We start from the raw sequence: 20,668 nt of genomic DNA, 5'->3' as shown, positions 1-20,668 counted from the left end.
GATGAAGCCCAGACCGGAGCAGAGAGAAACGGGATCCGCACCCACCTGGCGGCGGCTCAGAGCGATCGCACCCGCGATGGCGCTCGCCGTGATCGCCACCTCGGCGGGAGCGTCGCCGGCGACCGACGCCATGGCGGCCCCGCCGACGCGTGCCTCATGGCTCGCGGGTGAGCCGTTGCCCTGTCAGTCGCCGGGCCACTCCAAGCCCACGGTCGTCCTGGTGCACGGCGCCTGGGCCGACGCCTCCAGCTGGAACGGCGAGGTGAGCTCCCTGCAACAAGCGGGTTATGTCGCGCGGGCCGTAGCGAACCCGCTCCGGAACCTCACCACCGACTCCGCGTCCGTCGCCGACTTCCTGAAGACCGTTTCCGGCCCGATCGTGCTCGTCGGACACTCCTACGGAGGCTCGGTGATCACGAACGCCGCCGCGGGCATCCCGAACGTCAAGGCCCTGGTGTACGTCGACGCCGCGGCGCCCGATGTCGGTGAGACCACCGGCGGGCTCAGCGGCACGGACTCCGCCCTCAACAAGGATCCCGGCTCCCTCTTCGACACGGTGCCCTACCCGGGAGCGCCCCAGGGAGCGAAGGACCTCTATCTCAGGCAGGACGTCTTCACCCGTTCGTTCGCCTCGGACCTGCCCCGGAACGTCGCCACCCGCCTGTGGGCCTCCCAGCGGCCCGCCTCGACCAGCGCGTTCATGACGCCGTCGAAGGCCGCGGCGTGGAAGACGATCCCGTCCTGGTACTTCATCAGCACCGGCGACCGGATCATCACCCCGTCCTCGGAGCTGTCCATGGCCCACCGGGCGCACTCGAAAGTCACCCAGTTCCCCGGTGGCTCCCACCTGACCCTGATATCGCACCCGGACGCGGTGACGTCGGTCATCGGATCCGCGATCTGCTCCATACGCTAGGCGGTTCGGTTCGCGATCCACTCGATTTCCGTCGCCAATGAGTTCGGCCGCTCCGAAGTCGTATCCCGTTGCCAAGAAGCGATACACCGAGGTGGCCCGAGCTCCGAGCACGGCGATCGACCAAAAAAGATCTGCGTTTCCTTGTGAGCCTGTGACCAGGAATGACATGGCAAAGAATCGTTCTCCAAGGATCACTCGGAGCCCGTTGGGCGATTCTTCGAATATGCGATTTGCAACCGCGTTATTGAGTCTCGGCTTCCTCGCGTCCCAGCTCTGCGGCCCGTGTGATTTACTGGCAGAGGGGCTAAAGATGAACATTGGACGCCAAATCTCAATTATATCTCGTATCACTTTGTTCACCGGTACGGTGGCCGTCCTGCTGTCCGCGATGCTGGCCACGGTGCTCATGATCGCCATTGACCGGTTCACCCTGGGATATCTCACCAAGGAGGTCGCCGCGGCCGGTGGCCGGGTGGCCATCGAGATGGAGCGGGGGCGGCTGACCTACCCTCTCGCGGAACGCCCGTCCCGCAACATCCAGGTCGTCGACTCGCGAGGCGGCGTGGTCGCCTCGACCCCGCAGTTGCGGGGCAGGCCGGCCATGACGACGTTCATCCCGGGTAACGCGAACGTGGCCTCCTCCGTCGTGTGCGGCGGGGTCTTCCCTCGCGACGAATGCAACATCGTGGTCGCGCAGCGGGCCCATCGCGGGGACGAGCGCTGGATCGTCTACGGCTCCTCCCCCAGGATCCCCCCATGGGAGGATCCGCAGCTGACCGCGCTGATAGGAGGAAGCGCGGTGCTGCTCGCCCTGATCATCACCTACCTCGGCAACCGGGTGGCCGCCGCCTCGCTCCGGCCGGTGACCGCCATCCAAACAGAACTCGACGAGATCAACGCGGTCCCTCCCGGCCGCAGGGTGCCGGTACCGCCCACCCGCGACGAGATCCACGATCTGGCCAGAAGCGTCAACGACACGCTGGGCCGGCTGTACACCGCGCTGCAACAGCTGCAGGCCTCACTGCAACAGCAGCGCCAGATGGTCGCCGACGTCTCCCATGACCTGCGCACCCCGATCACCGCCATACGCGCCGAGGTGGAAGACGCGCTCATCGCACCCCAGGAGACCAGCGTGACCACGCTGGGCTCGACCATTCTGGGCGGCCTCAACCGTCTGCAGGCGATCACGCACGACCTGCTGACCATCGCACGGCTGGACTCCGGCCTACCCGGCGCACGCGAGCCGATCGAGCTGTCCAAGCTCGTCAGCGCGGAACTGCAGACGCGCCGCCCGACCAAGAGGATCGAATCCGCGCTTGATCCTGATGTGCTGATAACGGGCGACCGGTCACGTCTGACTCGCCTGCTCGCCAACCTCGTCGACAATGCCGAACGGCATGCCGACACCACCATCGGGGTCACCGTACGGTGGCAGCCGGGCGACTCGTGCGACGACCAACGTTTCCCGGGCGGCGCCGCGGTGCTGGAAGTGTTCGACGACGGGCCCGGCATCCCTTCGGACAAGCGCGAACTGGTATTCCAGCGGTTCACCCGGCTGGACGCGGCTCGCAACAAGGACTCGGGAGGCGCGGGGCTGGGTCTGCCGATCGCCCGGCAGATCGCCGAAACCTCGGGAGGAACCCTCCGCATCGAGGACAGTCCCAGCGGCGCCCGCTTCGTCCTTTACCTGCCGACCACCTCATCCGAGGACGACCATGCCGATGCTGCGTCCCCATCGTCCCCATCGTCCCCGTCGCTCCCGTCGCCCCCCTCATCACCGTCGTCCCCACCCCTTCCCTCGGACCCCGGCACCCAGGGCGAGCGCGCCGACTGAGCCGCGCCCTCCCCCGCTCGGCGCCGGTTCACCGGTCCGGAGAGAACTCACCGCCAAAATCACAACCGGCCCGCGCCCAGGTGACCCATGGTTTTGGTGAGGAGAAAAAGCACCCGCCCATATCTGGCCCAAGAATAAGACAATAAGCGAACAATTTCTTTATTCAGGATAATTCACTTCATATCCTAGCTTTATCGGACATGGCCTCCGGCGATTTCCGTCGACGGCCTGATCGGAGGAGGAGCTCATGGACCGCAGGCGACATCTGTTGCTCAGCCCGGCACTTCTCGCAGTCCTCGCGCTTGGAACGGCCACAGGCCCCCAGTTCGCCGTCGCTCCGGTTTCCGCGCGGGTGGTGGCGGCGAACATCCCGCAGAGCACCGCCACCACGGCCACCGCGGATCCCGAGGCTCCGGAGGGCAAGCCGAAGGCATACCGGGACGCCTACAGAAAGGGCTACACCGACGCCGGAAAGGACTGCAGCAAGCCGGAGAGTTTCTCTTACAACGGATCGGATTTGGATAGAAAGGGCTGGGTTGACGGTTACAACGCCGGTCATGCCAACCTGTGCGGGAAGAGCAGCTGAGTCTCCCCGCCGTCCGCGGCGAGGCGACGGCGCGAGCCGGCACGCAGCCGTGACTTCGGCCGGCGAACCGGAGCACCCGGCACCTGGCCGTACGGCTCGGGCGTACGGCTCGGGTGTACGTCAGGTGCCGTGGATGCGACGGCCGGTGATCCGCTGCGGAATGATCTTTACGTAGAGCTCGCCGCCCGCCTCGGGCTTCACCCCCGAGCGCGGCACCGATGGCAGCTCTTCCGCGGTGGCATGGTGGACGGGGCCCTGGATGAGCACGCTCCATCCCCCCGGCCGGGCCTCGTCGATCCGGTCCACCTCAAACCCGATCTTGATTTCGGCGCTTTCCAGACCGGCGCGCAGGTCCTGGTCCATCGGCCCACCGACCTGGGTGCGGAAGATGACCGCGCCGTCGTGCAGCGCGTAGTCGACCGGGAGCACGGTCGGCCCCGGCGCGCCGACGAAGGCGATCCTGCCGATGCCGCCGGGAGCGATGAGACGCATGCACTCCTCCCAGTCGAGCTCCGTCGAAAGGGGCCTGTCGCGACCGAGAGGCTTTTCCACGTCCCCGGCGATGAGATCCGCGCGTGTGGTGTCCAGTGCGTCGGCCAGGTGGGTCAGCGTACCCTCGGTCACGCGAGTGGGGTTGTCCTCGATGTACTCCACCGATCCCGGCGGGATTCCCGTACGGTCGTCGAGTTCCTCGCGCGTCAGGCCGAGACGTTCGCGGTGGAAGGCGACACGCGGGCCGACGTCGCCGGGCTCGGGCGTTATATCGGACATCAACATTCCCTGCTCTCGCTGTGACGGTACGGCTCGCGCCGCAGGCGGGTGAGGTGGGCACCGGCGTGTCTTGGCTCCGGCTCCGTCAGATGAGCCCGAATCGCCCATGCTCCACATGTCCGCCTAGGTCGAGCGATCCGACATGACCGATGTGCCCGCATTCCCGGGACTTACGCCCCTGGAACGGCAGTGTGGCCCTCCCAACCGGCCCAAGCCCATGATCGTGCTCCCAGACAGCGCATGGGCCGATGGATCGAGCTGCTCGGAGGTCATCCGCCGGCTCCGGCGGCTCGGCAACATCGTGCTCGCGGGCCCAGCCATCAGCACCCTGTGACCATGCGGGAAGGCATGCCGGCCAAGGTCCGACTCATCCGGCGCCCTGGCGATCCGTACCGGACCTTCAACGGTTCAGCCGCGCCTGATCCGCTGGAAGAAGGAGCGCTTCGCGCGGGGCGGTTCGGGGGCGGGTTTCTCCTTGACGGGGTGGCGGATCCGCCACTCGCCGACGACCTCTTCGGCGTCGAAGGGCGACTGGGTGAGCGGCGGGCCGGACAGGGCCTTGCCGTGGCTCTCGCGGATTTTATCGTTGATGTCCTCGATGATCTTGCGAGCCTCGGCCTCCGTCCGCGCGCCCACCGCCGCCGCCCGGGCCTCTTCGGCCTCCTTGCGCAGGGCGAGCGTCCCCGGCAGCGGGAACGACAGGTTCTCCGCCTGCATCTTCTGCTTGATCCACCACATCTCGTCGTCCGGCCTGCCCTCGCCGGGGAGGGGTTTGCCGGCGCCGGGCAGGTTGTCGAACTCCCCGCGCTCGGTGGCCTCGCGGATCTGCTTGTCGATCCACGTCTCGAAGCTGACTCCAGGTGGTTTGCGGTCCGTCACCGATTCGCCTCCCATACCGCGGCTGGCAGCGCCTTCGACGATAATCGCATGGCGCGCTCGACGAGATCCCCGGGCCCCCGGCCGTGCTCGCTCCGCGACGGATCATGGGGCGAGAAGCCGGTCCGGCTCCTGGGGAGGTGTTCCGTCGTGCCAGGGCACCACGCTGCCGAAGCGGACGAGTTCGCCGTACAGCGCCGGGTCGATCCGTTCGGAGAGCAGCAGGTCGAGCACGACCCGCGCGGCCTGTGCCGGAGTCCTGGCCTGGCTGAAGTCCGTGAACCACGGCCGCGACAGCGGGGTGTCCACCAGTCCGGGGCAGATCGCCGCGATCAGGGTGCCCTCGGGCACGTCGTTCTTCCTGCGTCGCGCCGCGACCGCCCGCACCGCGGCGATCTGGGCCACCTTGGACGGCACGTTGAGCCAGTGCGGCCAGCCCCGTTCCCCGGCCGTCCCGGCGTGAACGGCGGCGCGCCAGGACTCGACGGCCTTCTCGACCTCGTCGAGCGACGCGCCGTCGAACAGGGGCCGGAGCCGGGGGTCCAGATGGCCGAGCCTGCCCAGGGAGCTGGCCATGACGACCAGCCGTCCGCCCGGGCGCAGCACCGGGCCGAACGATCGCAGCATCGCGTGCGTGCCCCCGTTGGCGACGTCGATGAACTCGTCGGCCTGCTCGGACTGCGGCCGGTCAGGGGTGAGCAGGGCGCTCGCATTGGACACCACGATGTCCACCCCGCCGTGGCGTTCGTGGAGTTCGGCGGCCATCGCGGCCACGGCGCCGGCGTCGGTGACGTCGAGCACCCGGCCCTCCACCCGGCTCCTCGTCCCGGGAGCCTTGGCGACGAGCGCGGCGGCGTCCGCGACCCGCTGGGCGTTGCGCCCGGTGAGCAGGACCACGTCGTCCGGGCCCATCCGGGAGGCCATCCCCTCGACGAGCGCGAAGCCGATGCCCTGGTTGGCCCCGGTGACCAGGGCGATACGTGCGGATTTCATGCAGTCCAGGTTAGGAAGAAGCCAGCCATGCGGCCAGCGAAAGTTACGCACACCTGGTATGCGTAAAAGTCATGGACTTCACGAACGCCTCGCTGACCGCGCTACGGGTTTTCCGCGAGGTGGCCGAGCGAGGCACGCTCACCTCTGCGGCGGCCGCGCTGGACTACACCCAGTCCGCGGTGTCCCGGCAGATCTCCACCCTCGAACGGGCGGCGGGGGTTCCGTTACTGGAACGGCGCCACGACGGGGTGCGGCTGACCGCCGCCGGGCACATCGTGCTGCGGCGGGCCACGACCGTGCTCGACCAGATCGACGCCACGGCGCGTGAGCTCGCCGGACTGCCCGTCGAGGCCGGGACGGTGCGTGTCGGCTGGTTCCCCAGTGCGGGCGCCGTCCTGCTGCCCCGGGCCATCGCCGCGCTGCGCCGCAGCCACCCCGCCATCACGGTCACCTCCCGGGAGGGCAGCACCCCCGCGCTGGTCCGCGCGCTGCGGGCCGGCAGGGTGGATCTCGCGCTGCTGGCCTCGGCGCCGCCGTTCCGTCCGCTCGACACCGAGTCCCCTCCGCTGGAGTTGCGGACGCTCACCGAGCGCAGCTTGTGCCTCGCGGTGCCCGCCACCCATCCGCTCGCCCGGCATGACGCCGTCGAGGTCGCCGACCTGCGCGGTCAGCGCTGGATCGCCAGCCCTTCCTCCGGCGATGAGAACCTGATGGGGGTCTGGCCCGGGCTGGACGAGCGGCCCGAGATCGCGCACACCGCCCGCGACTGGCTGGCCAAGCTGCACCTCGTCGCCGCCGGGTGCGGACTGACCACCGTGTCCGCCTCACTGGCGGCCGCCGTGCCCCCGGGAGTGCGGATCGTGGCGGTGCGCGGCGGCCCGCAGGAACAGCGGCGCCTCATCCTGGCGCGGCTTCCGCACCCGCTGACCGAGCCGGTCGCCCGCCTCGCCGACGCCCTGCGCGCCGCGGCGCTCGACGTGGGCACACCGGTATAGCGTCTTCGACTTCCCGTGCTCTCACCTTCACCGTGTCGGTGAAGGTGAGAGCGGTCGGCGCCGGACGGTTCACCAGGCCGTTCAACGCTCTGACGATCATGAAGAACACCGAGTACGTCCACGGGCTCGACGGCGCCGCAGGCCTCGTCGAGGCCGCGAATCCGGTCACCCAGGCGCCAGAGAACGCCGAAGTCGGCAGCGTCGTCCTGCGAAGACGGGGCTAGGGAGGACGCTGGAAGGTTTCCACCCCGGCCGCATGCTTCTCACGTGGCCGCCGAACGAGGCGGGCCCGACAAGAGAAGTGGACGATCAAACCATGAGCATGAACACGCATTCGGTCGGCGGCCAGGGCCTGGTGACCTCGGTCGAGGGACTCGGCACGATGGGCATGACCGCGATGTACGGCACTCCGGACGACGTGGAGGCCGTCGCCACGGTGCACCGGGCGATCGAGCTCGGTGTGTCGATGTTCGACACTGCGGACATGTACGGCCCGTTCAGCGGCGAGGAACTGCTGGGACGGGCGGTGTCGGCCCATCGCGACCAGGTTGTGGTGGCCACCAAGGGCGGGGGTGTGACCCTTGACGAGACGGGGAAGATCGTCGGTGGTCCGAACGGCCGGTCCGACTATCTGCGCCGGTCGGTCGAGGGGTCGCTCCGTCGTCTGGGCACGGATTACATTGATCTGTACTACCTGCACCGGGTTGACCCGAAGGTGCCGGTGGAGGAGTCCTTCGGCGCTCTGGGGGAACTGGTCGCCGAGGGAAAGGTGCGCTACCTGGGGATCAGCGAGGCGTCGGCGGAGAGCATCCGCGCGGCTCACTCCGCCGCCCCGCTCTCCGCGGTGCAGACGGAGTACTCGCTGTTCACGCGTACGGTGGAGTCCAACGGTGTGCTGGACACCGTACGGGAGCTGGGCATCGGGTTCGTGGCGTACTCGCCCCTGGGGCGCGGGTTCCTCACCGGTGGTCTGCGCTCGGTGGAGGGGTTGCCGGAGGGGGACTTCCGCCGCACGGCCCCCCGCTTCCTGGGGGAGAGCCTGGAGCACAACCTCCGGCTGGTCGACAAGGTCCGGACCATCGCCGAGAATCGTGGTGTAACGCCTGGTCGGTTGGCGCTGGCGTGGGTGCTCGCGCAGGGTGTGACCGCGATCCCCGGCACCAAGCGCCGGGTCTACCTGGAAGACAACGTCGCCGCGGCAGACCTCGTGCTGGACGCCGAGACGCTCATGGCGCTGGACGAGGCGGTTCCGGCCGGCGCCGTGGCGGGCGAGCGTTACACGCCGGTCGCGATGAGTGCGATTCAGGAGTGAGTGCATCGTGAAGCACGGCGACGTAGGCAGTTTTCTGAGGGCCCGCCGGGAGGTGCTGCGGCCGGCGGATGTGGGGCTCGTGCCCGGCGGACGCCGGCGCACACCCGGCCTGCGCCGTTCCGAGGTCGCGTTGCTGGCCGACGTGTCCGTGGACTACTACGAGCGGCTGGAGCAGTCTCGCAACGCCAGACCCTCCAAGGCGCTGCTGGCGAGCCTGGCCCGGGCATTGCGGCTGTCGGTGGACGAGCGCGATCATCTCTATCACCTGGCAGGCTATCCGCCGCCCCGGTTGGGCGCGACCGGCGGTTATGTCGACCCGGCGATGATGTTCCTGCTCGACGCGCTGACCACCGTGCCCGCGCACGTCGTCGACGACCTGACCAACATGCTCGCGCAGAATCGGCTCAGTCACGCGCTCATCGGCCCATGGGTACACGGCGGCGACCGCGCGGGCAACGTGACCTGGCGCTGGTTCACCGATCCGGCGTCGCGGGCCCTCAACGTTCCCGCGGAGTACGAGGCGATCGGGCGTGGCTACGCGGCGGACCTGCGCGCCACCGCCGCTCACCGTGGCCGGGACGCCGTCAGCGACCAGCTCATCGCGGATCTGACCGAGGCCAGCGAGGAGTTCCGCCGCTACTGGGACGACATGGAGGTCGCGCCCCTGCGGTCCACTCTCAAGACGATGATCCACCCATATGCCGGGCAGCTGGACGTGCAATGCGATTTTTTGCTCAGTTCCACCACCGGGCACCGCTTGGTGATCTTCCGGCCCCAGCCCGGGTCGGCCACCGCGGAGAATTTCGAGTTTCTGGACGCCCTCGGCCGGCAGTCCTTCGAAGACTGACCACCACCGCACCGGTGTTCGCCACGACCGGCGTGGCCCGGCCGGTCGTCGCCGCGCCACGTTCGGCCGATCGCGTCCAGGCCGACCGGGAAGAACTCTCGTCGAGGACCCTTGAGTTCGGCCGGACTCTCAGGTGAAGCGTTCTATCGTGACGGGAATCAGCCCCTGCTCGCGGATCGTCTGCCGGTGGTGGTGGAGCAGCGTCCCGATGGCGGAGACCGGGCCGGCGCCCAGGTGCACGGTCACGTCGAGGCACCAGGCGATGCCCGGCCCGATCCGGCGCAGCTCCCAGGTGAGGGTGTGGCCGGCGGTGGTCGCCGTCGCCGTGCCGATCACGCGCGCCTCCGGATCCGCCGGGTCTCCGACCGGTTCCAGCCTCAGGACCGGCCACACGTTCGCCAGGCCGCGCTCGCCGAACTCCCCGGCGAACAGGATGCGGTAGAGGCGCGTCCCGCCACCTGGTTCGCCGGGTATGGAGCCCAGGTCCAGCGGGGCGGCGGCGGGCAGCGGCTGGCAGTCGCGGAAGAAGGTGCGGATGGCTGCCTCATGCGGCAGTTCGCCCCCGCCGAGCATCGTGTAGGCGGTTCCGGCATCGCGGCGGCTCACCACGGCCACCCGCTCCCGCAGCCTCGCATCGGTGCGGATGGCTCGGCTCGACGCCGGAGAACCGCACCAGGCGCCGACGGCCGGCGTCCACTCGACGCCGTCGATGCCGGCCGCGGTGTAGTCGTCGCACAGGAGGAACTCCTCGACCAGGATTCCCGACGGCGGTGCTCCACGGCCCCGGTCCCCCGCCGTGGCGAAGACCAGGTAGTAGTCCAGCGGCGGATCGGCCCTCAGCAGGGCATCCGGTCGCGTCACCCCTGCCGGTCCAGGCGAATCGCCCCGGTGGGACAGACGCTCGCGGCCTCCCGGACGGCCGCGTGCAGCGGCTCGGCCGGGGCCGGGTCCAGCAGCAGGACGATGCCGTCGTCCTCCCCCTGGTCGAACACCTGCGGGACGAGCAGTACGCACTGCCCCGCTCCGCAGCACATGTCGCGGTCAACGGCCACATCCATAGTCGTTCTTTCCTTTTCGAGGTCGGCGGGCCGGCCTGAGGCCGAGACCCGGTGTGATCAAGGTGTGGAGGTGACCGGGGCCAGCCACAGCCCGACGATCGCGTCGATCAATCCGACCGCCGTCGCCTCCCAGGTGGCCCGCCCCGGCGCGGTGCCCTCGTGCAGGGCGCGCTCCCGCTCGGCCAGCATGTGCACGATCAACAGCCGGCTCATGTCGCCGCGTTCGCGCCTGATCTCCTCGGGCAGGCCCGGCACCAGCCGGAAAAGCCCTTCGAGGTTCTGCCGCATCGAAGGGGTGGCGATCACCTCGGCGATGACGATCTGGCGGAACGCGGGCTCGGTGTCCGCCTGCGCGATGAACCTGGCATGCCAGGTGGGACTCCCCAGGGACGCCAGGTGGTCGATGGTCGGGCGCACCAGGCAGGAGACCCATTCGCGCAGGTCGGACGAGCCCTTGATCTCGGCCAGCAGTTCCAGGCGCCGCCGTTCCTTCGCCGCCGTGTGGCGGTGCACGATCTCACGCACGAGGTCTGCCTTGGTGCCGAAGTGGTAGCCCACCGCGTAGTTGTTGGACTGTCCGGCCGCCTCGCCGATCTGACGGTTGGAGACCATCGCGATGCCGTGCTCGGCGAACAGCCGCTCGGCGGTGGTGAGAATCGCCTCGCGGGTCTCCCGCCCGCGCTCGGGCCTGGTCTGGGAAGCGGCCACGGTCACCGGCTCCCGGGGATCTGCTGGAGCCCGCCGACCAGAAGCCCTTCGCGGCGGGCGAGGGTGTCGGCGGGTACGGCCAGATCCAGGGTGGGCACCTCGACGTCCTCGGGCGGCTCCAGCGCTGTCGGGTTACGGAAGGGGTACTCCTGCGTGCCGGACTCACTCATCAGCATCTCCTACGCCGGGGGCACCTCCATTTAAGCCACGTGACTTATTCAAGTCAATGACCGTCGGGACCCTCCGTAACCGGCGGAGCGCGGTCCGAAACCAGGAGGGCGTCCCCGCGTACGGTGGTTCAGCCGGCGGCGGTGTCGCGGATCCGGCCGTGGGCGTCGTGCGGGAGATCGGCGTAGTGCCACTGGTGGTCGCGGGCGTGCTTGCAGGCCGTCTCCAGGTCGCCGAGCTCGATCGCCTCCAGCAGCGCCGCGTGGTCGCGGGCGATGTCGCCCAGGTCCATGTTGGTCGCGAGCATCGTGACCGACGTGCGCGCCTCGATCTGCAGGCCCTCCCACGAGAGCCTGAGCAGCTCGTTTCTGGCGGCCTCGACGATGCGACGGTGGAAGGACACGCTTGCCCGCGCCGAGGCCTCGCCGTCACCCTCGGCGGCGGCGGCCCGCATCGCCTCCACTTCCGATCGGAGCGCCTCCACCGGAACGGTCCCGGCGAGCAGGGCCAGGCGGACGGCCGTCTCCTCCAGCGCGGCCCGTACGACGTAGCTCTCCCGGAGCGTCTCGTGGACGAAGGGGCGCACGAAGGTGCCCCGGCGCGGCTGGGTCTCCACCAGCCGCATGACCTCCAGCTCGCGCAGTGCCTCGCGGACGGGCGCCTGGCTCGTGCCGTACGTCGCCGCGAGTCTCGTCTCCACCAGCCGCTCGCCGGGCCTGAACTGGCCGGAGACGATCCGGCTGACCAGTGAGTCGCGGATCTGCCGCGACAGCGTCAGCCGCGGCAGCATGGAGGGCTCTTCGGTCATGGGGCGAATCCTACCGAGTGTCGATTCACGCTTATCGATCTCCCCCTTGACGCCGGAACAGAGCCCGAAATACGGTGCCGATAATCAATTATCGATAGTTAACCCCGCTGTAACGGAATGAGCCAGGGAGTCCCTGACGTGATGATCCAGGCGGTCCACCTACCCGAGTCCGCCGAGGCCGTGGCCGTCCACTCCGCGAGGGGCGGCTGGATCATGGGCGGCGGCACCGTCGTGATGCCGCTGGTCAACAGCGGGGCCGCGACCCGGAGCGAGCTGGTCAGCCTGCGCAGGGCGGGGCTGGCGGGGATCGAGGTCCGCGACGGCGTGGCCCGGATCGGCGCGGCGGCTCCCCTGTCCTCCGTCGAGGAGCATCCCGAGCTCGCCTTCCTCCGTCCGGCGCTGCGCACGATCGCCTCCCCCACGATCCGCAACCTGGCGACCGTGGGCGGCAACCTGTTCGTCGAGCAGCCCTACGGTGACCTGGCCGTCTGCCTGCTCGCCCTCGACGCGACGTGCGAGATCGCCGGGCCTGCCGGGCGGCGCGACGTCCCGGTGGCCGAGGTGCTCGCCTCGGGGATCGCCGAGGGCGAGTTCGTCACGGCGGTGGTGACGGCACTGCCCGAACCGGGAACCTGGTACTACCACAAGGCCATGCGCCGCAAGCTGAACTCGGCGTCCATCGTGACCGTCGCCTCCGTGACCCGCACCGCGGACGGCGTGGTGACCTCGACCAGGATCGCCCTCGGCGGCGTCGCCCCCCGCCCGGTACGCGCGGTCTCGGCCGAGCGGCTGCTGCGAGATCGCCCGCTGAGCCCCGAGGTCCTGACCGAGGCCGGAGAGGCCGCCCGCGCCGACACCGCGCCCTTCGACGACGCCTACGCCAGCGCGTGGTATCGGGCGCGCGTCCTGCCCGTGCACCTGCGCCGGGCCTTCGCCGGCCGGTGACCCCGCACCCGCCCTCGAACCCACCCGGTCGGGGCTCGGAGACACCCGCCGACCGTTCACCGCACGCGCCCATCCACCAGAAAGGGCCGGACCATGCCGTCACAGATCGTCTCGCTCGTCGTCAACGGCGAGCCCAGGGAGTTCATCGCCAGGCCGGGAGTCACGCTCCTGGCGGTCCTGCGTGAGGCGCTGGGGCTCACCGCTGCCAAGCGCGGCTGCGCGCAGGGAAGCTGCGGCACCTGCACCGTCCTGGTCGACGACCGGCCCGCGCCCGCGTGCCTGATCGCCGTGGAGACGGTCGCGGACTGCTCGGTCCGCACGCTGGAGGGAGTGGCCGTCGGCGGGAACCTCGACGAGGTGCAGAGCTCCTTCGTCGACAACTTCGCCACCCAGTGCGGGTTCTGCACGGCAGGCATGATCATGGTCGCGGAGGCTCTGCTGGATCGTGATCCCGATCCGAGCGAGGAGGACGTGGCCGAGGCGATCTCGGGCAACGTCTGCCGGTGCACCGGCTACCGGCCCATCATGATCGCCATCCTGGACGCGGCCAGGCGCAGGCGCGGGGAGAGCGTCGAGGGCATCGAGGGCACCGCGCCGGCGCGGCCGGCGGAAGAGGCGGTGTCGCGATGACCTACCGGCTCGCCCCCATCGACAAGAGTCCCTTCGCCGCCGAACGCGAGGACGACTTCACCGTCATCGGCTCCGTCGTCCAGCGCTCCGACGCGCGCGGGCACGTCACCGGCCGGACCGAGTTCTTCGAGGACGTCGCCCCGCCCGGGCTGCTGCACCTGAAGATGCACCGCTCGGCCCGCCACCACGCCAGGATCCGGGGCGTCGATCTGACCGAGGCCCTCGCGGTGCCCGGCGTCGTGCGGATCCTCACCCACGCCGACATCCCGAACAACCTCTACACCCCGCTCAAGCTGATCGGCGTCGAGCCTGACGACGAGCCCATCCTGGCCGTGGACAAGGTCCGCTACCTCGGCGAGCCGATCTGCGCCGTGGTCGCCGAGTCCGAGGCGGCGGCCCTGGAGGGCGCGGCCCGGGTCAGGGTCGACTACGAGGACCTGCCGGCGGTCTTCGACGTCGAGGAGGCCCTGGCGGAGGGGGCGCCGCTGGTCAACGAGTACCATGGCCGGAACTTCTTCACGTACGAGGGACACCACTGCCGGCGGATCCGCTTCGGCGACGTGGAGAAGGCGTTCGGGCAGGCCGACCACGTCTTCGAGTGGCGCTACGAGTCCGCGCCGATCGAGCAGGCCCCCACGGAGACCACCGGCTGCGTGGTGATCCCGCAGGCGGACGGCCGGCTGCGCATCCACTCCGACACCCAGGCGTGCTTCTTCACCCTCGACAACACCGCGCTGATCCTGGGGGTCCCGTTCAACAAGCTGCGCATCGTCGGCGGGACGGTGGGCGGCGGCTTCGGCGGCAAGGTCGACGTCATCGTCGAACCGGTCGCCTGCGTGGCCGCCATGATGACCGATCGCCCGGTCAAGTTCGTCTACAACAGGTACGAGGAGATGCAGGTCTCCTCGCCGCGCGCGGCCGAGCGCATCTACATCAAGGACGCCGTGATGAACGACGGCCGGATCATCGGCCGCAAGGTCACCCTGTACGTCGACTCCGGCGCCTACGCCCGGCACACCCCGTACGGCACCACCAAGGCCGCCGCCCACATGCCCGGGCCGTACTCGATCCCCAACGTGTGGGCCGACTGCCACTGCGTGTTCACCAACCGCACGCCGTCCAGCGCCATGCGCGGGTTCGGCGTGACCATCGGCGACTTCGCGCTGGAGTCGCAAATGGATCGGGTCGCCAGGGCGCTGTCCATGGATCCGCTCCAGCTACGTCTCCTCAACGCCTACCGCGACGGGGACCTCAAGGCCCACCGCAAGGTCGCCGAGGGAACGGCCCTGGTCGAAGTGGTCCAGAAGGCCGCGGAGATGGTCGGGCACGAGCTGCCCGAGGCCTACCGCCGCATGTCCTCCACAACGCGAGAAGGGCTGTAGGCCATGGCCAAGCTGCGCGGGCGCGGGTACGCCTCGGTGAACTACCCGACCGGCATGAACCTCGGCGGCGACCCCTCACAGGCGTTGATCCACTCCACGACCACGGGCACGTTCGTGATCACGCTGTCCTCGGTGGACCTCGGCCAGGGAATCAAGACCATCGCCGCGCAGTGCGCGGCCGAGACGCTCGGCCTGCCGATCGAGAACGTCCTGGTCGACACCGCCGACACCGACACCGGCCCGCACTGCATGGGAACCTTCGCCAGCCGGGGCACCCACCGCGTCGGCAACGCCGTCATCATGGCGGCGGCCGAGGCGCGCGGCGTGATGCTGGAGGTCGCCGCCGAGGAGTTGGAGGTCGACGCCGCGGACCTGGAGACCGACGGCACCGGCCTCATCAAGCTGAAGGGCTCGGACGAGAAGAGCATCCACATCACCGACCTGGCGCTCGCCGCGCACTTCAAACACGGCCGCACGATCTCCGGGCGCGGCATCTTCCTCAAGGAGCCGAGCACGCCGGTGCCCGAGACGGGAGAGATGGACCCCGACTCGTGCCAGGCGCACGCGTGCACGGCCGCCTTCGTCGAGGTGGACGACGAGACCGGGGTGGTCGAGGTGCTGGAGCTCTACAACGTCTACGAGATCGGCCGGGCGCTCAACCCGGCCATGGCGACCCAGCAGGTCGAGGGCGGAGCCTGGATGGGCCTGTCGCACGCCCTGTTCGAGACCACCGAGCCCTACTACCCGCGGCGCGACCACGGGCCCCGGGACTTCGCCGAATACCTCATGCCCGGCCCCGCCGACATTCCCGTGCAGCACAGCCTGTTCCTGGAACGCCCGGCGGGCAACGGCCCCTACGGTGCCAAGGGCATCGGCGAGATGACCGCCAACGCGCCGATCCCGGCCATCGCCAACGCCGTCTTCGACGCCTGCGGCGTGCGTCTCACGGCGATGCCGTTCACCCCCGAACGTGTCCTGCGCGGGCTGGACGCCCTGCGCGGGAACGCCTGAAAACCCACTAAAGATAAAGGAATCGATCACCATGTTGAAAGTCGTGTCACTGCTCAAGCGCGCGGAGAACATATCCCACGAGGAGTTCGCGAAGTGGGTCGTGGAGGAGCACATCGAGTTCGCCAGGAAGCTTCCCGGACTGCGTAAGTACACGGTGAGCGTCAGCAACGGCGAGGACGCGCCGTACGACTCGGTGAACGAGCTCTACTTCGACGACGAGGACGCCCGGGTCGCCGCCTTCGGCTCCGAGCACGGCCAGGCCGCCGCGGCCGACGCCGCCGCGCACACCGCCCAGCGGGTCCACCTGCTCACGACCGAGCACGCACAACTGTGACATCCGGCAGGTCCTTCACGACGCCCGGCGGGTCTCCCGTGGTGCCCGGCGGATCCTTCGAGACGCCCGAAGGATCCTCCGTGGCGCCCGGCGAGTCCCCCGTGGCACCCGGCGGGTCCATCGCGACGCCCGGCGGATTCTCCGTGGCGCCCGGTGGGTCCTCCGTGTCGCCCGGTGGGTCCTCCGTGGCACCGGCTCTCCTGGACGAGCGCGAGCTCGCCGCGACGCTCGAACGGGAGGGGTACTTCGCCGACGAAGGGCTCTGCACGGCCATCCATCTGGCGCTGCGGCTGAACCGGCCGCTGCTGCTGGAGGGAGAGCCGGGCGTCGGGAAGACCGAGGTCGCCTCGGTGCTCTCGCGCGTCGTCGGCCGGGACCTCATCCGGCTCCAGTGCTTCGAGGGGCTGGACGCCGGGCAGGCGCTGTACGAGTGGGACTATCCCAAGCAGCTCTTGCAGGTCCGGGTGGCGGAGAGCCGCGGCCAGGAGGTCGGCGACCTCTATCGCGAGGAGTTCCTGCTGAGGCGGCCGCTGCTCCGCACCCTGGAGTCCGCCCAGGGCGCGGTCCTGCTGATCGACGAGATCGACCGCGCCGACAGCGAGTTCGAGGCGTTCCTCCTGGAGTTCCTGGGCGACTTCCAGATCACCATCCCGGAGCTGGGCACCATCCGGGCGCGCACCCCGCCGATCGTGGTGCTGACCTCCAACCGGACCCGCGAACTGCACGACGCGCTCAAGCGGCGGTGCCTCTACCACTGGATCGCCTTCCCCGAGGTCGATCGCGAGCGGGCGATCCTGCGCGCGGCCGTACCCGGTCTGGAGGAGCGGGCGGCGGAGGGATTGGTGCGCGCCGTTCAGCGGGTGCGCGGGTTGCCATTGCTCAAGCGGCCCGGCATCGCCGAGTCGGTGGAGTGGGCCCGGGGCGCGACGGCCCTGGCCGAGGGCGGAAGCCCGTGGCCCGTGGCGCTGCGCCGCGCTCTCGGGCTGCTCATCAAGGACGAGGAGGACACCCGGCTGCTCCTCGGGCACGCGGAGGAGCTGTTCGGCGATGCCTGAACCTGTCCTCGCCGCAGGCCATGCGGAGGTGTCCGGCGATGCCTGAGCCCGTCCTCGCCGCAGGCCGCGCGGGGGCGGTCGGCGATGCCTGAGCCCGTCGTCCCCGCAGGCCGTACGGAGGTGGTCGGCGATGCCTGAGCCCGTCCTCGCCGCAGGCCGTAAGGAGGTGTCCGGCGATGCCTGAACCCGTCGCCCTCGCCGCCGGCCATGTGTGGGGGTTCCTGTCCGCGCTGCGCGCCGCGGGCGTGACCACCGCGCTGCCGAAACAGGCCGACCTGCTGCGGGTCATCGGCGCGTCGCCGCCGCGTGACCTGACCGCCCTGTACTGGTACGCCCGGATCACGCTGCTGCACGACGTCGACGAGCTCGCCGCGTTCGACCGGGTCTTCGACGCGTGGTTCCGGCAGGGCGGCCTCCAGGACATCGTCCCGCCGCCGGCCGGGGAGAGCGACGTGCCCTCCCCTCAGGGTCCGGGCGAGGACGACCCCGCCCCGCAGGAGGTGCTGCCCGGCGACGGCACCGAGGCCAGCTCGCTCAGCACGTACGGCAGGCGGGACTTCGGTCCGGCCGACGAGCGGCGGCGCTCGGTCATGCGGGCGCTGGAGGCAGCCTGGCCCGCCGTACTGCCCCGGGCGCCCTCGCGGCGGCGGCGCTCCGCGCGGTCCGGGGACCGGCTGGACATGCGGCACATCTGGCGGCGGGCGCGCCGCCACGACGGGGAGATCATCGAGCTTCGCCGTCGCGCCCGGCCTCCGCGCCCGCGTCGCCTGCTCATCCTGGTCGACGTCTCGGGCTCGCTGCGGCAGCACACCCCGGACCTGCTCCGCCTGGCGCACACGGCGCTGCGCGCGGCACCGGCCCGCACCGAGGTCTTCACCTTCGGCACCCGGCTCACCCGGATCACCTCCGCGCTGTCGCACCCGAACACCGGCCGGGCGCTGCGGGCGGTATCCGGGCAGGTGACGGATGCCGACGGCGGCACGGCGATCGGGACGGCCCTGCACGAGTTCCTGAGCGTTCCGCGCTTCGTGGCGCTCGCGAGGGGCGCGCTCGTGATCGTGCTCTCCGACGGGCTCGAACGCGGCGACCACACGCCCATGGTCCGCGCGACCGCCCGCCTGTCCCGCCTGGGCCACCGGCTCGTCTGGTGGTCGCCGCTGGCGTGCTCCCCCACCTACAGCCCGGCCACCCGCGCCATGGCCGCCCAGCTCCCCAGCCTCGACCACCTCGGCGGCGTGCGCGACCTGTCCACCGGCCTCGCGGAGGTCCGCCGCCTCCCGGCGGTCCTGTCCGGCCTCCGGCGCGCGGCGGCGAGGCGCTGGTCCACCCCACGACCCACGGGAACCCGCTCATGACCGACACCACCGCCCTTCCGTCCGCCGCTCCGTCCACCGCTCCGTCCGCCGCTCCGTCCGCCGGGATTGTCGACGCCCACCACCACATCTGGCGCGCCGCCGACCTGCCCTGGCTCCAGGGAGAGATGGTCCCGCGCATCTTCGGCCCCTACGAACCGATCCGCCGCGACTACCCGGTGTCGGAGTACGTCGAGGAGGCCACCGCCTGCGGCATCACCTCGGCGGTCTACGTCCAGGCCAACTGGCCGCTCGACCGTTCCCTGGACGAGGTGCGGTGGCTGCACGAGGTGCACGCCGAGACCGGCTGGCCCACGGCCGTGATCGGCTCCGCGGACCTCTTCGACGAGGGCGCGGCGGACGTGATGCGCCGCCAGGCCGCGCTCACCCCGCTCATGCGGGGCACCCGGCTGCAGCTGCACTGGCACGAGCGGCCGGAGTTCCGGTTCGCCTCCGCCCCCGACCGCATGAAGGACCCCGTCTTCCGCCGCAACATCGCCTCCCTCGCCGACCTCGGCTGGCTGTTCGAACTCCAGGTGTTCGCCGGCCAGATGGCCGACGCCGCGAGCTTCGTCGAGGACTTCCCCGACGTCACGTTCGTGCTGGTCCACGCGGGAATGCTCGACGGCTCCGAGGCGTCCCGGATCGCGGAGTGGACCAGCGGCCTGAAGCTCCTGGCCGAGCGGCCCAACGTCGTGGTGAAACTCACCGGCCAGGGCACGTTCGTTCACCGCGTGGACCGGTCACTGATCGAGACGGTCGCGGGCACCTGCCTGGAGCTCTTCGGCTCCCGCCGCTGCATGTGGGGAAGCAACTTCCCGATCGAGAAGCTCTGGACCGACCTGCCCACCCTGGTCTCCACCTGGCAGGAGGTCCTCGCCGACCGGCCCGCCCAGGTCGTCCACGACGTGTTCACCGCGACCGCCCGCCGGGTCTACCGCCTCTGAGGACCCGTCAGGTCGCCATGCTCGTCGTACAGTGTCGGCATGGCAGAGCGCACCGCGGTGATCGTGGGTGGCGGGATCGGTGGGCTGGCCGCGGCCGTCGCACTGCGCCGGATCGGCTGGGACGTCACCGTACTGGAGCGGGCGCGGGAGTTCACCGAGGTCGGCGCGGGCCTGTCGCTGTGGCCGAACGGCCTGCGGGCATTGGAACTGCTCGGGTTGCGGGAGCAGGTGACGGCGCTCGGCGTGGTGGAGGCCCGGGGCGGAGTACGGGACGGGAAGGGCCGGTGGCTGTCGCGGACCGGTTCGGCGGAGCTTGAACGCCGGTTCGGGTTTCCCCTCGTCGTGGTGCATCGCGTCGATCTGATGGGGATCCTTCTGGCGGCGCTGCCGCCCGAGGCGCTCCGGGCCGGGGTGGAGGTGACCGATGTCCCCGCGGCGGAACTGGTGGTCGCCGCGGACGGGCTGGGCAGTGCCATCCGGCAGCGTCTGTGGCCGCGGTGCGAGCCCCGCTACGCCGGGCACACCGCCTGGCGAATGATCACAGATCCGTTGCCGCCGCTGACCGAGGGCGCGGTCACCTGGGGCCGCGGAGAGCGGTTCGGGTTCACCGAGATGTCGGGCGGGCGGGTGTACTGCTTCGCCGCCGCCACGGTGCCCGAGGGCCGCGCCGGCGTCGACGGCGAGTACGCCGAGCTGCGCCGCCGTTTCGGCTCCTGGCCCGACCCGATTCCCGCCCTGCTGGCGGCCACGCCGCCGGAGTCCGTGCTTCGACATGATCTATACGATCTGCCGCCCCTGCCGTCCTTCGTCTCCGGCCGGACCGTCCTGGTCGGCGACGCGGCACACGCGATGACGCCCAGCCTCGGCCAGGGCGCCTGCCAGGCGCTGGAGGACGCGGTGACACTGGCGGCCTGCCTCCAGCACACCTCGGACCTCCCCTCCGCACTGGCCCGCTACGACCGGCTGCGGCGACCACGGACACAGGCGGTGGTACGTCGCTCCGCACGGCTCGGAACGATCGGTCAGCTGGCGTGGCCACCGGCGGTGCTCCTGCGCGATGTCGCGGCCCGGCTGACCCCGACGCGGATGACGCTGCGCTCGATGGCCCCGATCCTCGGCTGGCGTATGTGACCATGAGGC

Annotated in this window: 24 protein-coding genes; 16 read left to right on the top strand and 8 right to left on the bottom strand. The window is 70.4% G+C overall.

Annotated elements, in window-relative coordinates:
* The first annotated feature begins 1 nt into the window (after position 1).
* The 3 genes from CHC08_RS18990 (at position 2) to CHC08_RS18980 (ending at position 3,336) form a co-directional block, all read left to right on the top strand.
* The gene (locus CHC08_RS18990) at positions 2–916 is read left to right on the top strand and encodes an alpha/beta hydrolase (RefSeq protein ID WP_218825368.1); all 915 of its coding nucleotides are present in this window, start codon (positions 2–4) and stop codon (positions 914–916) included.
* A gap of 352 nt (positions 917–1,268) precedes the next feature.
* On the top strand, positions 1,269–2,750 hold the full coding sequence (locus CHC08_RS18985) for a sensor histidine kinase (protein ID WP_179282108.1): 1,482 nt from the start codon (positions 1,269–1,271) through the stop codon (positions 2,748–2,750).
* A gap of 247 nt (positions 2,751–2,997) precedes the next feature.
* Entirely contained in the window at positions 2,998–3,336 is a 339-nt protein-coding gene (locus CHC08_RS18980) for a hypothetical protein (RefSeq protein WP_089208643.1), read from the top strand.
* A 120-nt stretch (positions 3,337–3,456) separates the two neighbouring features.
* Here CHC08_RS18980 and CHC08_RS18975 read toward each other — a convergent pair whose 3' ends face one another.
* The 3 genes from CHC08_RS18975 to CHC08_RS18965 form a co-directional block, all read right to left on the bottom strand.
* Positions 3,457–4,107: a pyridoxamine 5'-phosphate oxidase family protein gene (locus CHC08_RS18975; protein ID WP_089208642.1), complete on the bottom strand. Its 651-nt coding sequence runs from the start codon at positions 4,105–4,107 to the stop codon at positions 3,457–3,459.
* 408 nt (positions 4,108–4,515) lie between these two features.
* Positions 4,516–4,986 (bottom strand): DnaJ family domain-containing protein, encoded by a 471-nt coding sequence (locus CHC08_RS18970; RefSeq protein WP_089208714.1) that lies wholly within the window; start codon positions 4,984–4,986, stop codon positions 4,516–4,518.
* A gap of 102 nt (positions 4,987–5,088) precedes the next feature.
* Positions 5,089–5,976, bottom strand: coding sequence for an SDR family NAD(P)-dependent oxidoreductase (locus tag CHC08_RS18965; protein ID WP_089208641.1), 888 nt, complete (start codon positions 5,974–5,976; stop codon positions 5,089–5,091).
* 71 nt (positions 5,977–6,047) lie between these two features.
* Here CHC08_RS18965 and CHC08_RS18960 point away from each other — a divergent pair, with 71 nt between their 5' ends.
* From CHC08_RS18960 to CHC08_RS18945, 4 genes are all read left to right on the top strand, one after another.
* On the top strand, positions 6,048–6,971 hold the full coding sequence (locus tag CHC08_RS18960; protein ID WP_089208640.1) for a LysR family transcriptional regulator: 924 nt from the start codon (positions 6,048–6,050) through the stop codon (positions 6,969–6,971).
* Between the two features lie 38 nt (positions 6,972–7,009).
* On the top strand, positions 7,010–7,195 hold the full coding sequence (locus CHC08_RS18955; RefSeq protein ID WP_143653274.1) for a hypothetical protein: 186 nt from the start codon (positions 7,010–7,012) through the stop codon (positions 7,193–7,195).
* Between the two features lie 92 nt (positions 7,196–7,287).
* Positions 7,288–8,283 (top strand): aldo/keto reductase, encoded by a 996-nt coding sequence (locus CHC08_RS18950; RefSeq protein ID WP_338055685.1) that lies wholly within the window; start codon positions 7,288–7,290, stop codon positions 8,281–8,283.
* Positions 8,284–8,290: 7 nt separating this feature from the next.
* Complete coding sequence (locus CHC08_RS18945) at positions 8,291–9,130, top strand: MmyB family transcriptional regulator (RefSeq protein WP_218825367.1); 840 nt, start codon at positions 8,291–8,293, stop codon at positions 9,128–9,130.
* 129 nt (positions 9,131–9,259) lie between these two features.
* Here the strand turns inward: CHC08_RS18945 and CHC08_RS18940 are convergent, their stop codons facing one another.
* The 5 genes from CHC08_RS18940 to CHC08_RS18925 all read right to left on the bottom strand — a co-directional run bounded on the left by CHC08_RS18940 (position 9,260) and on the right by CHC08_RS18925 (position 11,872).
* Positions 9,260–9,991 (bottom strand): hypothetical protein, encoded by a 732-nt coding sequence (locus CHC08_RS18940; RefSeq protein ID WP_089208637.1) that lies wholly within the window; start codon positions 9,989–9,991, stop codon positions 9,260–9,262.
* On the bottom strand, positions 9,988–10,188 hold the full coding sequence (locus tag CHC08_RS18935; protein ID WP_089208636.1) for a ferredoxin: 201 nt from the start codon (positions 10,186–10,188) through the stop codon (positions 9,988–9,990). The genes CHC08_RS18940 and CHC08_RS18935 overlap by 4 nt, the downstream gene beginning before the upstream one ends.
* Before the next feature lie 57 nt (positions 10,189–10,245).
* A complete protein-coding gene (locus CHC08_RS18930) occupies positions 10,246–10,896 on the bottom strand; it encodes a TetR/AcrR family transcriptional regulator (RefSeq protein WP_338055684.1) in 651 nt (216 codons plus the stop codon).
* A gap of 2 nt (positions 10,897–10,898) precedes the next feature.
* Positions 10,899–11,066, bottom strand: coding sequence for a hypothetical protein (locus tag CHC08_RS49645; protein ID WP_179282107.1), 168 nt, complete (start codon positions 11,064–11,066; stop codon positions 10,899–10,901).
* A gap of 128 nt (positions 11,067–11,194) precedes the next feature.
* Positions 11,195–11,872 (bottom strand): GntR family transcriptional regulator, encoded by a 678-nt coding sequence (locus CHC08_RS18925; RefSeq protein WP_089208634.1) that lies wholly within the window; start codon positions 11,870–11,872, stop codon positions 11,195–11,197.
* Positions 11,873–12,013: 141 nt separating this feature from the next.
* Between CHC08_RS18925 and CHC08_RS18920 the strand changes: the two genes are divergently transcribed.
* From CHC08_RS18920 to CHC08_RS18880, 9 genes are all read left to right on the top strand, one after another.
* Positions 12,014–12,817, top strand: coding sequence for an FAD binding domain-containing protein (locus CHC08_RS18920; protein WP_245878412.1), 804 nt, complete (start codon positions 12,014–12,016; stop codon positions 12,815–12,817).
* A 93-nt stretch (positions 12,818–12,910) separates the two neighbouring features.
* Positions 12,911–13,447, top strand: a complete 537-nt coding sequence (locus CHC08_RS18915; protein ID WP_089208632.1) for a (2Fe-2S)-binding protein — start codon at positions 12,911–12,913, stop codon at positions 13,445–13,447.
* On the top strand, positions 13,444–14,829 hold the full coding sequence (locus tag CHC08_RS52785) for a xanthine dehydrogenase family protein molybdopterin-binding subunit (protein ID WP_089208631.1): 1,386 nt from the start codon (positions 13,444–13,446) through the stop codon (positions 14,827–14,829). The genes CHC08_RS18915 and CHC08_RS52785 overlap by 4 nt, the downstream gene beginning before the upstream one ends.
* Positions 14,830–14,832: 3 nt before the next feature.
* Entirely contained in the window at positions 14,833–15,840 is a 1,008-nt protein-coding gene (locus tag CHC08_RS52780; protein WP_089208630.1) for a xanthine dehydrogenase family protein molybdopterin-binding subunit, read from the top strand.
* 31 nt (positions 15,841–15,871) lie between these two features.
* Positions 15,872–16,174 carry an EthD family reductase gene (locus tag CHC08_RS18900; protein ID WP_089208629.1) on the top strand — a complete coding sequence of 101 codons (303 nt, stop codon included), beginning with the start codon at positions 15,872–15,874 and terminating at the stop codon, positions 16,172–16,174.
* A gap of 80 nt (positions 16,175–16,254) precedes the next feature.
* Positions 16,255–17,229, top strand: a complete 975-nt coding sequence (locus CHC08_RS18895; RefSeq protein WP_245878407.1) for an AAA family ATPase — start codon at positions 16,255–16,257, stop codon at positions 17,227–17,229.
* 176 nt (positions 17,230–17,405) lie between these two features.
* Entirely contained in the window at positions 17,406–18,584 is a 1,179-nt protein-coding gene (locus CHC08_RS18890; RefSeq protein WP_089208628.1) for a vWA domain-containing protein, read from the top strand.
* Entirely contained in the window at positions 18,581–19,528 is a 948-nt protein-coding gene (locus CHC08_RS18885; protein ID WP_089208627.1) for an amidohydrolase family protein, read from the top strand. The genes CHC08_RS18890 and CHC08_RS18885 overlap by 4 nt, the downstream gene beginning before the upstream one ends.
* Positions 19,529–19,567: 39 nt before the next feature.
* Complete coding sequence (locus CHC08_RS18880) at positions 19,568–20,659, top strand: FAD-dependent monooxygenase (RefSeq protein WP_089208626.1); 1,092 nt, start codon at positions 19,568–19,570, stop codon at positions 20,657–20,659.
* Positions 20,660–20,668 lie beyond the last annotated feature (9 nt).

The sequence above is a fragment of the Streptosporangium subroseum genome, assembly GCF_900188345.1.
Lineage (GTDB): Bacteria > Actinomycetota > Actinomycetes > Streptosporangiales > Streptosporangiaceae > Streptosporangium > Streptosporangium subroseum.
Note: the sequence above shows the minus strand (reverse complement) of the source record. Positions and strands in the feature narration are given on the sequence as shown.

Bases quoted from the DNA above. Each gene is read 5' to 3' on its own strand.
- CHC08_RS18990 (WP_218825368.1), top strand. From the start codon at position 2: ATGAAGCCCAGACCGGAGCAGAGAGAAACGGGATCCGCACCCACCTGG.
- CHC08_RS18980 (WP_089208643.1), top strand. From the start codon at position 2,998: ATGGACCGCAGGCGACATCTGTTGCTCAGCCCGGCACTTCTCGCAGTC.
- CHC08_RS18975 (WP_089208642.1), bottom strand. From the start codon at position 4,107: ATGTCCGATATAACGCCCGAGCCCGGCGACGTCGGCCCGCGTGTCGCC.
- CHC08_RS18965 (WP_089208641.1), bottom strand. From the start codon at position 5,976: ATGAAATCCGCACGTATCGCCCTGGTCACCGGGGCCAACCAGGGCATC.
- CHC08_RS18960 (WP_089208640.1), top strand. From the start codon at position 6,048: ATGGACTTCACGAACGCCTCGCTGACCGCGCTACGGGTTTTCCGCGAG.
- CHC08_RS18950 (WP_338055685.1), top strand. From the start codon at position 7,288: ATGAGCATGAACACGCATTCGGTCGGCGGCCAGGGCCTGGTGACCTCG.
- CHC08_RS18935 (WP_089208636.1), bottom strand. From the start codon at position 10,188: ATGGATGTGGCCGTTGACCGCGACATGTGCTGCGGAGCGGGGCAGTGC.
- CHC08_RS49645 (WP_179282107.1), bottom strand. From the start codon at position 11,066: ATGAGTGAGTCCGGCACGCAGGAGTACCCCTTCCGTAACCCGACAGCG.
- CHC08_RS18925 (WP_089208634.1), bottom strand. From the start codon at position 11,872: ATGACCGAAGAGCCCTCCATGCTGCCGCGGCTGACGCTGTCGCGGCAG.
- CHC08_RS18920 (WP_245878412.1), top strand. From the start codon at position 12,014: ATGATCCAGGCGGTCCACCTACCCGAGTCCGCCGAGGCCGTGGCCGTC.
- CHC08_RS18915 (WP_089208632.1), top strand. From the start codon at position 12,911: ATGCCGTCACAGATCGTCTCGCTCGTCGTCAACGGCGAGCCCAGGGAG.
- CHC08_RS52785 (WP_089208631.1), top strand. From the start codon at position 13,444: ATGACCTACCGGCTCGCCCCCATCGACAAGAGTCCCTTCGCCGCCGAA.
- CHC08_RS52780 (WP_089208630.1), top strand. From the start codon at position 14,833: ATGGCCAAGCTGCGCGGGCGCGGGTACGCCTCGGTGAACTACCCGACC.
- CHC08_RS18900 (WP_089208629.1), top strand. From the start codon at position 15,872: ATGTTGAAAGTCGTGTCACTGCTCAAGCGCGCGGAGAACATATCCCAC.
- CHC08_RS18890 (WP_089208628.1), top strand. From the start codon at position 17,406: ATGCCTGAACCCGTCGCCCTCGCCGCCGGCCATGTGTGGGGGTTCCTG.
- CHC08_RS18885 (WP_089208627.1), top strand. From the start codon at position 18,581: ATGACCGACACCACCGCCCTTCCGTCCGCCGCTCCGTCCACCGCTCCG.
- CHC08_RS18880 (WP_089208626.1), top strand. From the start codon at position 19,568: ATGGCAGAGCGCACCGCGGTGATCGTGGGTGGCGGGATCGGTGGGCTG.